This is a genomic window from Synechococcus sp. EJ6-Ellesmere, assembly GCF_024345875.1.
Classification (GTDB): Bacteria; Cyanobacteriota; Cyanobacteriia; order PCC-6307; family Cyanobiaceae; genus Regnicoccus_A; species Regnicoccus_A antarcticus.
The window spans coordinates 1-11,313 of sequence record NZ_JAGQBY010000102.1 but is presented as its reverse complement, the minus strand read 5'-3'; the positions used below and the strand labels follow the sequence as shown (position 1 = coordinate 11,313).

Below are 11,313 nucleotides of genomic sequence, written 5' to 3'. Positions count from 1 at the left end.
TCGCCGAGAAGCTGCCGTAGCCGCCGTTGCTGCTGTCATTGGTGTAGGCGCTCTCGAGGCCCAGTTGCAGGCGGGCGGAGCTGCTGCTGGAGTTGTAGCCCTGAACCTTGGAGCTGTTCGAGAAGCTCAGCAGCACCGGCGTCTGCGGATGGCCCAGCCGCCAGACATAGCCGTAGGTGATGGAGCCTGTCGCGGCGCTGTGATCCTTGATGAGCGACAGCGGCACCAGGGCATTGGCCGGTGTGGCATTCACCTCCGCCGAGAAGGCCGTGAAGGCTTCCGCAAGCTTGAGGCCCGGATCAGTGGCCAGCTTGCTGGTCCAGTTCCAGAGCGGCCATTGGAGGGCAGAGCAGGTGAGGGGCATCGGTTCAGATCGTCGGGTCCTTGAGCCGCACCACCAGCCGTGACGGGCCGAGTTGCAACCACTCGCTGCCATCAGCCGGCTTGATGTAGCCGAGGCTGGTAAAGGTGCGGTTGTAGAGCGCCAGGTCCGCCGGCAACGCCACCGGGTCCCACCACTGCACCGGCGGCAGCGGCGTGGTGAAGACGATCGTCGGGGTGAGCGGCACCCACTGGGCCGGGCGCACCAGCATCAACGGAAACCCCGATGAGAAGAAGTCAGCGCGGAAGGCGGTGGAGAGCAGCACCTGGGGCCGCGCCAGGTTCCAGGCCACCGTGGCGATCACGCCGGCCATGTCGGTGAGCGAGAGGTGCCACTGAGCGGAGACCACGTCCTTGGCGATCAGCAAGGCCACCGCCTGGCGGTTGGAGAAGGAGTGCTGGGAGAAGGCAAAGCAGAAGAACTCCTGCCCTGCCGCCAGGGAGGAGGCCACCACCGCGCCCAGGGGCAGGGGTTGAGGGGGCAGGGTGATCAGGGAGCTGGTGGTGCCCACCCCGCCCGTGAGGTTGCCGTGGCCGCCCAAGGCCGTCCCCGGCGAGAAGCCCGATGCCAGACCCGCGTGGGTCGTCACCGCGCCTGTGCTCAGATTCGCCACCCACTGGCTGATCAGCTCCACCGGCTGGCCACCGCTGAGCGCCGCGAGCCGTGCCTTGATCGTCCAGCCGCAGAAGCCCGGCGACCCTGCCGGGCCTGTCATCACACTCAGCAGTTGGGTGGGGTTCTGGCCGTTGGCCGCCGTGATCCAGGTGGACAGATGGCCTTCCACTTCGCCAAACAGGCCCGGCAGCGCAAAGCCCTGGTCGCCGCGGCGGCTGAGATCGGTGATCGTCGCCGCCATCAGCCGCCCACCGAATCGTTGAGCACCAGGGCCAGTACGCCCAAGCTGGCTGTGTGGGCCCCTGTCACTTCGGTGCGCAGCCGCGCCCAGAGCCGCTGCTGCAGGGGGCTCTCGCCGTTGCTGTAGCTGCAGCCCGGCGCGAGTTTGAGGGTCGGTGTTTCAGCGGAGAAGCGCAGATCGAGCAACACACCGCTCGAAAGCGGTGGGTCCTCCTCGATCGGCCGGGCTGCATCAGCCGCCCGCGCTGCCGTCGAGTCGTAGAAGCTCACCCAGGCCGCCACCGAGCAGCTCACCTCAAGGAACAGTCCGTCCACACCAAGGCCCGCAAAGCTCAGATCCACCACCGACGGACCATTCAGCGGGCCAGTGGCCTGCTGCTCATGGGCCCGCCGGGGCGTGTCGATCCGCGGGACCCAGCTCGGCATCAGGGGATCACCGGGATCTTGCGGATCGCCCGCACGGTCTGGGGAAACGTCTTGCCCAGCGGCTCCCAGTTGCCATAGAACCAGTCCTGCACCTGGTGGGTGGTGGCCGAGTCCTGGGTGGAGGTGCCCATCCCCCCTGCCAGGAACTCCTGGGCACCGCCGATCGCAAACAGCGGGAAGGACGTCTGAGCAGGAGACGAGAAGGTGTAGTTGGCACTGGCCGGCACCGCATAGGGGTTGGCGCCATGGGTGGTCACGTTGCCCTCACTGCCGTCCGGCTTGAAGCTCCGGTAGAGGATCTCCAGTTCGAACAGCGCTGGGATGTACCAGTCGCTGAAGGTCGCGATGGTGAGCCCCCGCGCCCACTGGGTGGCCGGGTGGGCGGCATCGTTGGCGGCGTTGCTGTTCGCCCAGCCATCGAAGGCGCTCGATGCCCCCGTGGTTGCCGTATTGCTGGTCTTGCAGGCCCGGATGCTCTGGCCGCTGGCCTTGGGCGCAATGATCAGGGCGTGGGTGGCCACGCCATTCATGCCCTGGGAGATCAACCCGCCGTAATAGCCACCCTCATAGGCCGCACCGATCGCCGGCAGGCTGGCCACTGGGGTTCCCGCTGGCGCCGCGCCGAGTTTGTAGACGTCGCCGTTGCTTTGATCGAGGTAGAGATCCCCCTCGATCTGGCCGGGGATCGAGGCCGGCGGCGGTCCGCTGCCCACAAACCAGCCCGTGCCACGCACGCCCTGGGCTCCAGCCCCGCCGGTGGCACCGATCGGCCCCTGGATGCCCTGCGGTCCCGCCGGGCCCGTCGCACCCGCACCTCCAGCCACGCCAGCCGGGCCGGCAATCGAGCCCGCATTCACCCACTGGGTTGTCTCGGTGTCCCAGACGAACAGCACGTTCTCGCTGATGCCTGGGCCGTCCACCACCACATAGGCGTCACCGTCGACCATGCCGCTGCTCGGCAGCGATGCCACATCGGCGACGTTGCCCTTGACGTTGATCCCCGTTCCGGCAGGGCCGGTCGGTCCAGCAGGGCCAGCAGGGCCGGTCGCACCGGCCGCTCCATCACCGCCAGCAGGGCCAGCAGGGCCCTGGCCGCCCACAGCTCCAGCTGGGCCCTGGGGCCCTGGCGGGCCAGCACCACCAACCGGACCATCAGGACCAGTCGGGCCCGTCGGGCCTGGCACACCCTGCGGGCCACGGATCGAGCCGGTGTTCGTCCAGGCCATACCGGAGGCTGCTGCTGCTGTCAGTCCCTATTGCCACTGATGCTCAGCACCCAGGAGCTGCCGTTCCATACCTTGCAGGGCTTCACCACCAAGCCACCGCCAGTCCACACCTTGCAAGGGCAGGACTGCCAGACCGTGCCGCTCCACACCATCAGCATCCCGCCCCCTGGCGGCGGCGGCCCCTCCTGAAGGCCGAAGAACTCCGCCTTGATGATCGCGCCGGCCGGGCCACGGTCCCAGCGATCTGAGCCACCGCTGAAGGGGAGCAGACGATCGCGAACGCTTCTGCTCATCGCTCAACCCACTGCAAAGCGAAGGACTGCCCTGGTCGTGCCCGTACTCGTCGTCGAGCAGAGCTGAAGAAGAAACAAGCAGGAATCGTCAGCAATCCGGGGCAAGCCAAGAGAGGCCCAGTCAAACGACTCCACCTTGTTCGCCACCTGAGTGTTCACACCTGAGCGGTACCTGCTGCAGGTCACACCGAAATTGCCGGCCGTGCCCGTGCTGGCGCTGAGGGTGACGCTGTTGACCGCCTTGATGCCGGTCTTCCCGGCTGCATAGGGCAAGATCTGATAGAGTCCAGAAGCGCTCGACGAAGCAGACAGCGGAACCACAATATCGCCGGTGCTGTTGTCGTTGTAGATCACAGTCACAGTGGCATTCACGGCCGTGGTGCCAGTTGACGTGTACCACTCAAGCCACCACTGTAGCTGGCTGTAATCATCAGGGCCGATGCGATCGGCTGAAACGCCCGTCAGCGTCAGCGGCAGATTCGTGGTCTGAGTCGTCGTCACATTGCCGGCCAGGCCGCCCATCTGGCACAAACGATCGTGAATCTCAACGGTGCTCGCTTGATTCGACGTCGTCAGATCCACAGAAGCCAAATGGGTGCTGAGGGCCGAGGGAGCATTCGAGAAGGCCAAAGCACCAAGCAAGTTCTTGTTGCAGGCAACAGGCGCAGTGGGAATAGCTGCATTCGTTGGAACACCAGACGCTCGCCAGAGTGAATAAAAACGTCCAGCTACAGCGCTGGCAATCGAAGCCTTGTCAAAGAATCCCTGCATCCCATGAGCCAGGGCATCGATCAGTTGATCACGAGTTGCAATCGTCATGGGGTCTTGCCGGAGTCGGCTTTGAGGTACAGCATCGTTTCGTCTCAGCCACTCACAAAGCGCAAGACACCCCTGCAGGGGCCAGTCGTGGTGGCGGTGCAGAGTTGAACAAGCGCCAGGCAAGCATCATCGGCCAGAGCAGGCAAAGAGAGCAAAGCCCAATCAAACAATTCAGCCTTGTTGGCGGCACGGGTATAAAGACCGGCACGATAGTGAGTGCAGGTCACACCAAAGTTGGCAGTAGTCCCAGTTGTCCCGCTGAGAGTCACTGAATTAACAGACTTGATGCCCTTCTTTCCAGCAGCGAAGGGCAGGAGCTGATACATCGTCGAGGCACGAGAAAAGGTAGGAATCGCAAGAGAGATGTTGCCGCTGCTGTCGTCGTTGTAAGTCACATTCACAGTGGCAGTCGCAGCACCTCCACCCGTGTCCAGATAAAACTCAAGCCACCATTGCAACTGGCTGTAATCATCAGGGCCAATGCGCTCAGCAGGCAGCCCCACCAGCGTGAGGTTGACAGCCTGGGACGTCACCACATCAGCAACCAGTCCACCCAAGTGACACAGCCTGTCGTGGATCTCAAGGGTGGTATTAGCATTGCCAGTCGCAATATCGAGCCAGGCCATGTAGTTGGTCTGGAGTGGAGGAGCATTGGCATAGGCGAGGGCACCCAGCGTATCCTTGGTGCAGATCTCTGGAACAGTCGGGATAGCACCTGGACCGGGCCGCCCTGGCGCACGCCAAAGAGAGAAGAAGCGGCCAGCAGTCGCAAAGCTGACGCTGGACTTGTCAAAAAGAACATGCTGCGAGTTGCACAATGCAGCAATCAGTTGATCTGTAGAGGTAATGGCCATGAGTTCTCAGCCCGAGACGAAACGAAGGACACCCTTGATGGCACCAGTGCCAGAAACAGTTGAGTATTGAGTCAGCATCAAGCAAGAATCGTTGAAGATTTCAGGCAAACCGAGAGCAGCCCAATCAAGGATCTCACTTCTGCTTGACTGCACAGCAAACACTGATGCCCGCAGTCGAGTGCATGTCACCCCAAGGTTGCCGGCAATTCCAGTTGAAACATTCAGCTGAACGCTATTGACAGCCTTGAGTCCTGTCTTGCCAGCCGGCAATGGGAGAATCGGGATCAAGTTCGGCGCTTTCATGGTAGAAGGCACGGGGACACCTATCACCCCAGTCGTATCATCGCTATAGGTCACATTCACTGAGGCAACGGCAGCCGTTACTCCAGTATTGGCGTACCACTCCAGCCACCATTGCAATTCGCTGTGATCGGCCTCACCGATGCGATCGCTCGACACACCAGTCAGGTCCAAAGGCAGGTTTGCCACCTGCACAGTCGCAACAGATCCAGAAAGACCACCTTGATGGCAGAGCCTATCGTGGATCTCAAGGGAACTGAACGCATTTGCAGCAGCAATATCCAGCCAAGCAAGGTAATTAACCTGCGGCGATGCAACATCAGCCAGGCTTAGTCCTCCCACCGTGTTCTTATTGCAAGCAGATGCAGTCGTCGGAATCGCACCAAGCCCCGGTTGTCCGGTTGCTCGCCAAAGAGATGACAGGGTGCCGGCAGAGGGCCCAGTGATTGACGCCTTATCAAGCAGCACATGGAGAGAGTCACTCAGTGCAGCAATCAGGCCATCGCGGGTCGTGATCGCCATCAGTTCGTGTCCACCCAGAGATCATTCAGCGCAGGATTGGCCGGGGCCGTAGGCCCCACCGTCAGCTTCGAGGCGTTCAACTTCAGGTCCAAAGCCGCCTGCAGATCGGCCTGGCTGCTCAGAGTGCCCGTGATGCCTCCCCACACACTCGGGCCAGCCGGTCCAGTAGCCCCGGCTGCTCCTGGCGGCCCCTGAGGCCCCGTCGCTCCAGTTGTTCCAGCAACGCCGTCACTGCCAGCAGCACCAGGCGCGCCGGGCGGCCCCTTGATCGAAAATCCCGCTGCGTCCCAGCTCATGGCATCAGCTCGTACACCTGGCCGCTGATCCGGTCCAGGTACAGATCACCCGCCACCGGCGGCGGACTCAGACCATCCAGCGCCGGCGGCCCATCGCCCGCGTACCAGCGCGTGCCGCGACTGGCGGCGCCCGAACCATTCATCACCACCAGTGACGGCTTGCCGTCCACTGGAGACGGCAGCAGCCCCAGTCCACCGTCCGGATGCAAGCGCAGGCGCCACACCTCGGTGCGGCTGCCGTTGTAAGCCAGGCCGTCGATGCCATCGCTGGGCACCAGCGGCTCCACCCCCGCCAGACCCCCAGCCCCGGCATCCAGTCCATAGCCGCTGCGCATCAACGCAGGCGGCAGCGGACAGCCCAGCAACGCCACCGGCAGCTGCTGGATGTTCAGGCCCACCGTCACCGTCACGGTCAGATCCACCCGCTCCAGGTAGACGTGGCGAACCTTCGGCACATCAGGCCGATAGATCGTCCACGGCACCACCTCAGTGCTGCCGTCGCCCCAATCCACCAGGAAGTCCTGAGCAGGCAGGCCGCTCGGGTCCACCTCCAGCTCGATCGGTGCACTGCCCAGCGGGTCGTTCCAGCGGGCAGGCACCGGCATCCAGAACAGCTCCAGCGGCAGGGCCGGCATCGGCCCCAGCCGGAAGCTCAGCTCCAGCCAGCGCGGCACCTCATGGGGCAGCACCCATTCCTCCCCGCCGGGACAGCCGACCGGCGGAATGATCCTCTTGCGGCCATCGCTGGAATCGTTGATGTTCGGCAGCGGATACGGCATCGGCGGGGCAACCCATCACACCCATTTGCCAGCCAGCAAAAAATCGAGACCCGAAGAGCTGGGGCAAGGGCTGAGCGCCGCTCAGATCAGCAGATTGTCAGGGAACTGAGCGATCGCCTTCTCGGCCTCATCCGGCTCCACCAGGGGGTCAGCAGCAGCAGGACCAGCCGTGGCAGGTCCAGCAGAAGCCAGGGCGCCGGCCTCGGCGATCAGCTCGGCCTTGGTCATCCCCGCATCGAGGCTGACGCCGTAGTCGGCCTCAACCGAAGCGATGATCTGCGCTTTGGTCATGGTGTTGTAGTCCACCAGGCCGAGCTCAGCAGGCGGATCGGGGACCGCGGGGTCAGAAACCACAGGGTCAGGGAACATAGGCTCCGGCTGAGGCTCCGGCATTCCGTCCCCTGGCAAGGGCTCCGGCGGAGGAGGTGCACCCGGCAGGGTCACATCAGGAGCACCCTCAGACTCCTCGGGCAGGCCCAGCAGCTCCACATCGGGGAAACCTTCAAGAGGTTCCGCTCCCTCCGCCAGGTTGCGGGGGATCTCCACCGTCCAGCCCATCTCCTGCCAGCGCTCGCAATGGCAAGGGAAAGAGAATCGATCCTCCTCCCCCTCCTTGCTGAGGCGCAGCAGCCCCTCCGGCGGCAGCTCCAGCACCGGCATGTCACTGTTCAGCTCAATCGGCACGGTCGGATCCTCCGGTTGGGTTGGGTCGCTGGGCTGCTCCGGCGGTTCGGTCGGCGGTGGCGCCGTCGGCACCGTTGGATCGGTGCCCAGCTCCGGGTCCTCCACCTCCGGTTGCGATCCCGCCCAGGGGCGGCCCGGCTTGGTCGGGCGATAGGTCGGCTTGCCCTCCTCAGGCTTGGGGGGCTTGTCCGGCTTGTCGTGCTTGAAGGGCTCCACCGCCTGGAGCCCCTCCTCCACAGCTGCGCTCGGTTCCACCATCACGCTCACCAGGTCAGGCTGACGTGGGCACCCGATGGCGTGCTCGGCGTCAGCGTCGCCCGAGCGAAGAAGAAGCACGGGGCGATCACATTCGCCACATCGCCAGCGTCCGGCGCCAGGTTGCTGCCGCTCAGAGCCGCCTCCACCCGGCCACCGGCCGCCGGAATCGCCACGGTCGTCAGCGGTACCCAGGTGCCCACAGTGCCGTCCTTCAGCAAGGGCGCCACCTCGAGCACCACCGTCACGGCGCCTGCAGCGCCGGGATGGCTGGCCACCAGCGTGAACTGGTGGGCCGCATCCAGCGGCGTGGTCAGCCTGACCACCTCAGCGCTGACGCGCGTGCGCTCAAACGGATCGGTGGCGCTGTAGTTGATCCAGCCCACCAAGGTGGCGGCGGCATCAACGAGTTTCGTGCTGCCCGTCGGGGCCATGGTCCTGTCCTCTCAAGTGATGGTTGACGTGAATGCGTCGAGCGGTTCGGCCGCTCAGGCCACGGCCGGGCCGATGTCGTACAGCCGCCCAATGCAGCTGGAGTCGCAGACCGCAAAGCCCACGTACCAATCGACGCGGGTGCGGAACACCGGAGCGTCCTGCACCTCGCCGAAGTCCCGCACCGAAATGCCGTAGCGACCCTCAAACGGTCCCTGCAGGCCCGTCATCAGCTCATCGCCAAAGGAGCAGCAGTAGATCGAGGTGGTGTTGCCCGCCTCGGTGAAACCCAGCACCTCATTGCCGTTGGCGTCCTCATCGAGCACCAGGATTTCGGTGTCCTCGAACCAGTGGCGGCCGTCGATCACCTGGTACAGCGAGGCGTCGCCCGTGGAGCGGCAGGCGGTGCTGATCTGGCGGCGGCCGGCGCGGCTGGTGAGCAGGAAGCGGTCGCTGCCGTGGGCTCGCACCCCGTCCACCATGGTCTCCAGCCTGGTCAGCGACACCGTGGTGCCGCCGTTGTCGACGGTCTGTTTGGCACCAGGCGGCAGCCGCTTGCTCAGGCCGTTGAACGCCCGTGGGTCGAAGTTGGCGTCACCGTTGATGATCGCCGCCTCCAGCGTCATCCGCATCGAGCGCACCTTCTGCTCGGTCTGGCTGGCACGGGCCTCAGGTCCGTTGAGGTCCACGATCGAGCGATCCACATCGAGATCACCACCGAACAGGTGCACGAACTCGGTGTCATCCGCCACCGCGCCGTAATCACGCCGGTAGCCCTCATTCACCGCACGGAAGCCCACCCTGGGCATCTTCTTTTCGACGGCGAACTTGAGAGCACCACCGAGCAGGTTGCGGAACGGCAGGCGGCTGATCAGCTGACCCTCAGAAAACGTCTTGATCACCGCGAGACGCTCCACCCGCGTCTCATGCTTCATCGCCTCGATCAGGGTGAGGCCCATGGACACCTCTTGGGGGTTGGCCCCAGCAGCAACTTCACCTCCTATTGCCAGCACCGCCAGCAACAACGCCAGCAGCAGCCAGGCGGGGTGAGAAGAACGGCCATCCCAATGGGTTAGGGCGGCGGCCTTCTTCATGGTCTGCGGCGGCGCAAGGGCTCCGCGAGCCGGCTGCGCCGGCCCTTGCCCTCGCCCCAGGACGGCTCGGCGTCCTCCGCATGGCCATGCCATGGATTGCTCCTTCGCGCCGCACACCCTGCTGATCCAGCGGCGGGAGTTCAGCGGCCTGCTCGTTCAGCCCTGGTGCCAGATCCGCCAGGTGATCACTCCCGAATGGCGTTTCAGCCACGAGTGGCTCGGCTGGATGCTCGAGTGCCCACCGGCTGCCCTCACCTTCTCCAGGGTGGGTCCGGTGGTGATCGCCCACGGCGGCAGCTGGGCCCGCATCCACGCGCTCGAAAGCCTGCGCTGGCCCCTGCTCGATCGCCCGGTGATCCACGGCAAGGCCCTGGCCGTCGCCCCCGATCGCAGCAGCGGCAGCTGGCAGGCGCTCACAGGCACAGCGGCCCAGAGGGGCAAGCACTGGCTGTGGCGGCTGATGGCTCCGCTCACACCCACCAGCTGCCCGATCCATGCCGCCCATGAGATGCAGCTCACCTTCCACCAGCTTCAGGCCTTCCGCGCCGCTGATGAGCCCCGCAAGCTGGAGCTGCTGCTGCAGGCCCGATCAGCACGGATCACGCAGGGGCTGATCCCGGCCGCGAGCTGAACAGCCGAGGCGCCCCAATCAGCAATCCATCAGCGACGGTGTCCTGTGGGGTGGGGCAGTCGCAGGCCCCTTCATGGTGCGGGATGGCCTCAAGGGCTGCGCTAGTCCGCCTGATCGTGACGCTGGCTCGGCTCCGCCTCCCTCTCCGCTGGGGGCGGCCCCTTGACCCCATCCCGCTGGCCCATGGGGTCCTCCGGCTGCCCGTCATGGCTTCCGTTTTCCGCTTCCGCTCGCTCGCTCGCCACTCCTCTGATTCGCTGGAGCGCCTCAGCTTCTGCTGCCACAGCGCCGTCACCCCCTGCCGGCGGCTGGCGGAGCTGGCTGATCAGATCCTCTTTGAGCGCCAGCTGCTCAATCCGCGGATCATCGGCTCCGCCGAGGTGGAGCGCGAGCTGCCCTTCTGATCGCAGCACCTCGCCCGGCTGCGGCCGGGCTTTTTCGTTGCTCCTGGCAACAGGAGGGAAGACATGGCCCCCAGTCCCATGAGCTCCACCATGAGCCCCGAACGCTTTCAAGACCGTTTCGAGGCCTACGCCAACGAACCCCAGCAAGTGTCCGGTGTCTGGCTGCTGCATCGAGCCATCACCGATCTCCCCGGCAGCGAGGCGGTGCTCTGCGAGAAGGCCCCCTGGGCCCTCAAGTTCAGCGAGAAGCCACCCTCCCCGCCGCCGGGCAAGAACGCTCTGGCGGTGCCCTACTTCTCCCAGAACGACAACGCCAGCGGCAGCGGCTACCGCGAATGCTTCTCCTCCAGCTGCGCCATGCTCGCCGCCTTCTGGGGGAAGGTGTCCGGCGACGACGAGTACAACGCCATCCGCTCCGGGTACGGCGACAGCACCGACGCCCAGGCCCAGCTCTCCGCTCTCCGCTCCCTCGGCCTCGAGGCTGATTTCTTCACCAACGGCAGCCCAGCCAGCCTCGAGCGGGAGATCAATGCCGGCCGGCCCGTCGCCACCGGCTGGCTGCACAAAGGCCCCAGTTCCAATCCCTCCGGCGGCGGCCACTGGAGCGTCGTCATCGGCTACGACAGCGCCGCCTGGATCCACAACGATCCCAACGGAGAAGCCAACCTCGCCGCCGGCGGTTACACCAACAACCTGCAGGGCACAGGCATGCGCTACAGCCGCAGCAACTGGAACCCACGCTGGATGCCGGCTGGCACCGGCGGCTGGCTCCTCACCGCCAAGGGTTGAGCGCCATGGCGGACACCAGCAACATCCAGCACTGGCTCTCCTTCTTCTGCACCGACACCGTCACCCGGGCCAGCGGTGGTGCCATCGCCACGCTCACACCCCAGGAGGCCGCCGGGTTCATCGGCTGCATGATCGTGGAAACGGGCTCGCCCGATCTCTCAACTCTCGACGTGGTGGAGGAAGGCTCAGGCGCCGGACGCGGCGCCATGCAATACACCGGAGTGCGGCGCACCGCCTATGACAAGGCCAGGAAGCAGGCCCTTGCAGACGGC

General features: G+C 65.1%; 16 protein-coding genes. 4 read left to right on the top strand and 12 right to left on the bottom strand.

Annotation, left to right across the window (positions count from 1 at the left end; genetic code table 11):
* The 12 genes from KBY78_RS11680 to KBY78_RS11625 all read right to left on the bottom strand — a co-directional run.
* Positions 1–364 (bottom strand): hypothetical protein (locus tag KBY78_RS11680; protein WP_255143730.1); only part of this gene is annotated, 364 nt, incomplete at its 3' end.
* Positions 365–368: 4 nt separating this feature from the next.
* Complete coding sequence (locus KBY78_RS11675; protein WP_255143729.1) at positions 369–1,238, bottom strand: hypothetical protein; 870 nt, start codon at positions 1,236–1,238, stop codon at positions 369–371.
* Positions 1,238–1,663 (bottom strand): hypothetical protein, encoded by a 426-nt coding sequence (locus KBY78_RS11670; RefSeq protein WP_255143728.1) that lies wholly within the window; start codon positions 1,661–1,663, stop codon positions 1,238–1,240. Before KBY78_RS11670 ends, KBY78_RS11675 begins: the two co-directional genes overlap by 1 nt.
* Positions 1,663–2,763, bottom strand: coding sequence for a hypothetical protein (locus tag KBY78_RS11665; RefSeq protein ID WP_255143731.1), 1,101 nt, complete (start codon positions 2,761–2,763; stop codon positions 1,663–1,665). Before KBY78_RS11665 ends, KBY78_RS11670 begins: the two co-directional genes overlap by 1 nt.
* A gap of 146 nt (positions 2,764–2,909) precedes the next feature.
* Positions 2,910–3,182 carry a hypothetical protein gene (locus KBY78_RS11660; protein WP_255143727.1) on the bottom strand — a complete coding sequence of 91 codons (273 nt, stop codon included), beginning with the start codon at positions 3,180–3,182 and terminating at the stop codon, positions 2,910–2,912.
* Between the two features lie 3 nt (positions 3,183–3,185).
* Positions 3,186–4,001 (bottom strand): hypothetical protein, encoded by an 816-nt coding sequence (locus KBY78_RS11655; protein WP_255143726.1) that lies wholly within the window; start codon positions 3,999–4,001, stop codon positions 3,186–3,188.
* A gap of 44 nt (positions 4,002–4,045) precedes the next feature.
* Positions 4,046–4,855: a hypothetical protein gene (locus KBY78_RS11650; RefSeq protein ID WP_255143725.1), complete on the bottom strand. Its 810-nt coding sequence runs from the start codon at positions 4,853–4,855 to the stop codon at positions 4,046–4,048.
* Positions 4,856–4,861: 6 nt separating this feature from the next.
* Positions 4,862–5,677: a hypothetical protein gene (locus tag KBY78_RS11645; RefSeq protein ID WP_255143724.1), complete on the bottom strand. Its 816-nt coding sequence runs from the start codon at positions 5,675–5,677 to the stop codon at positions 4,862–4,864.
* A gap of 292 nt (positions 5,678–5,969) precedes the next feature.
* Entirely contained in the window at positions 5,970–6,752 is a 783-nt protein-coding gene (locus KBY78_RS11640; protein ID WP_255143723.1) for a hypothetical protein, read from the bottom strand.
* Positions 6,753–6,833: 81 nt separating this feature from the next.
* Positions 6,834–7,694: a hypothetical protein gene (locus KBY78_RS11635; RefSeq protein ID WP_255143722.1), complete on the bottom strand. Its 861-nt coding sequence runs from the start codon at positions 7,692–7,694 to the stop codon at positions 6,834–6,836.
* A gap of 5 nt (positions 7,695–7,699) precedes the next feature.
* Complete coding sequence (locus KBY78_RS11630) at positions 7,700–8,125, bottom strand: hypothetical protein (RefSeq protein ID WP_255143721.1); 426 nt, start codon at positions 8,123–8,125, stop codon at positions 7,700–7,702.
* 54 nt (positions 8,126–8,179) lie between these two features.
* Positions 8,180–9,217 carry a major capsid protein gene (locus KBY78_RS11625; protein WP_255143720.1) on the bottom strand — a complete coding sequence of 346 codons (1,038 nt, stop codon included), beginning with the start codon at positions 9,215–9,217 and terminating at the stop codon, positions 8,180–8,182.
* 91 nt (positions 9,218–9,308) lie between these two features.
* On the opposite strand from KBY78_RS11625, the gene KBY78_RS11620 reads away from it, so the two are divergent.
* The 4 genes from KBY78_RS11620 to KBY78_RS11605 all read left to right on the top strand — a co-directional run.
* Positions 9,309–9,848, top strand: a complete 540-nt coding sequence (locus tag KBY78_RS11620; protein WP_255143719.1) for a hypothetical protein — start codon at positions 9,309–9,311, stop codon at positions 9,846–9,848.
* A 206-nt stretch (positions 9,849–10,054) separates the two neighbouring features.
* The gene (locus KBY78_RS11615; protein WP_255143718.1) at positions 10,055–10,252 is read left to right on the top strand and encodes a hypothetical protein; all 198 of its coding nucleotides are present in this window, start codon (positions 10,055–10,057) and stop codon (positions 10,250–10,252) included.
* A 78-nt stretch (positions 10,253–10,330) separates the two neighbouring features.
* Positions 10,331–11,041, top strand: coding sequence for a C39 family peptidase (locus tag KBY78_RS11610; RefSeq protein ID WP_255143717.1), 711 nt, complete (start codon positions 10,331–10,333; stop codon positions 11,039–11,041).
* A 5-nt stretch (positions 11,042–11,046) separates the two neighbouring features.
* A partial coding sequence (locus KBY78_RS11605; protein ID WP_255143716.1) for a hypothetical protein occupies positions 11,047–11,313 on the top strand: 267 nt, incomplete at its 3' end.

Coding starts and splice junctions, on each gene's coding strand:
- KBY78_RS11650 (WP_255143725.1), bottom strand. CDS start 4,855: ATGGCCATTACCTCTACAGATCAACTGATTGCTGCATTGTGCAACTCG.
- KBY78_RS11610 (WP_255143717.1), top strand. CDS start 10,331: ATGAGCTCCACCATGAGCCCCGAACGCTTTCAAGACCGTTTCGAGGCC.
- KBY78_RS11620 (WP_255143719.1), top strand. CDS start 9,309: ATGGATTGCTCCTTCGCGCCGCACACCCTGCTGATCCAGCGGCGGGAG.
- KBY78_RS11660 (WP_255143727.1), bottom strand. CDS start 3,182: ATGAGCAGAAGCGTTCGCGATCGTCTGCTCCCCTTCAGCGGTGGCTCA.
- KBY78_RS11630 (WP_255143721.1), bottom strand. CDS start 8,125: ATGGCCCCGACGGGCAGCACGAAACTCGTTGATGCCGCCGCCACCTTG.
- KBY78_RS11625 (WP_255143720.1), bottom strand. CDS start 9,217: ATGAAGAAGGCCGCCGCCCTAACCCATTGGGATGGCCGTTCTTCTCAC.
- KBY78_RS11645 (WP_255143724.1), bottom strand. CDS start 5,677: ATGGCGATCACGACCCGCGATGGCCTGATTGCTGCACTGAGTGACTCT.
- KBY78_RS11635 (WP_255143722.1), bottom strand. CDS start 7,694: ATGGTGGAACCGAGCGCAGCTGTGGAGGAGGGGCTCCAGGCGGTGGAG.
- KBY78_RS11640 (WP_255143723.1), bottom strand. CDS start 6,752: ATGCCGTATCCGCTGCCGAACATCAACGATTCCAGCGATGGCCGCAAG.
- KBY78_RS11675 (WP_255143729.1), bottom strand. CDS start 1,238: ATGGCGGCGACGATCACCGATCTCAGCCGCCGCGGCGACCAGGGCTTT.
- KBY78_RS11670 (WP_255143728.1), bottom strand. CDS start 1,663: ATGCCGAGCTGGGTCCCGCGGATCGACACGCCCCGGCGGGCCCATGAG.
- KBY78_RS11615 (WP_255143718.1), top strand. CDS start 10,055: ATGGCTTCCGTTTTCCGCTTCCGCTCGCTCGCTCGCCACTCCTCTGAT.
- KBY78_RS11655 (WP_255143726.1), bottom strand. CDS start 4,001: ATGACGATTGCAACTCGTGATCAACTGATCGATGCCCTGGCTCATGGG.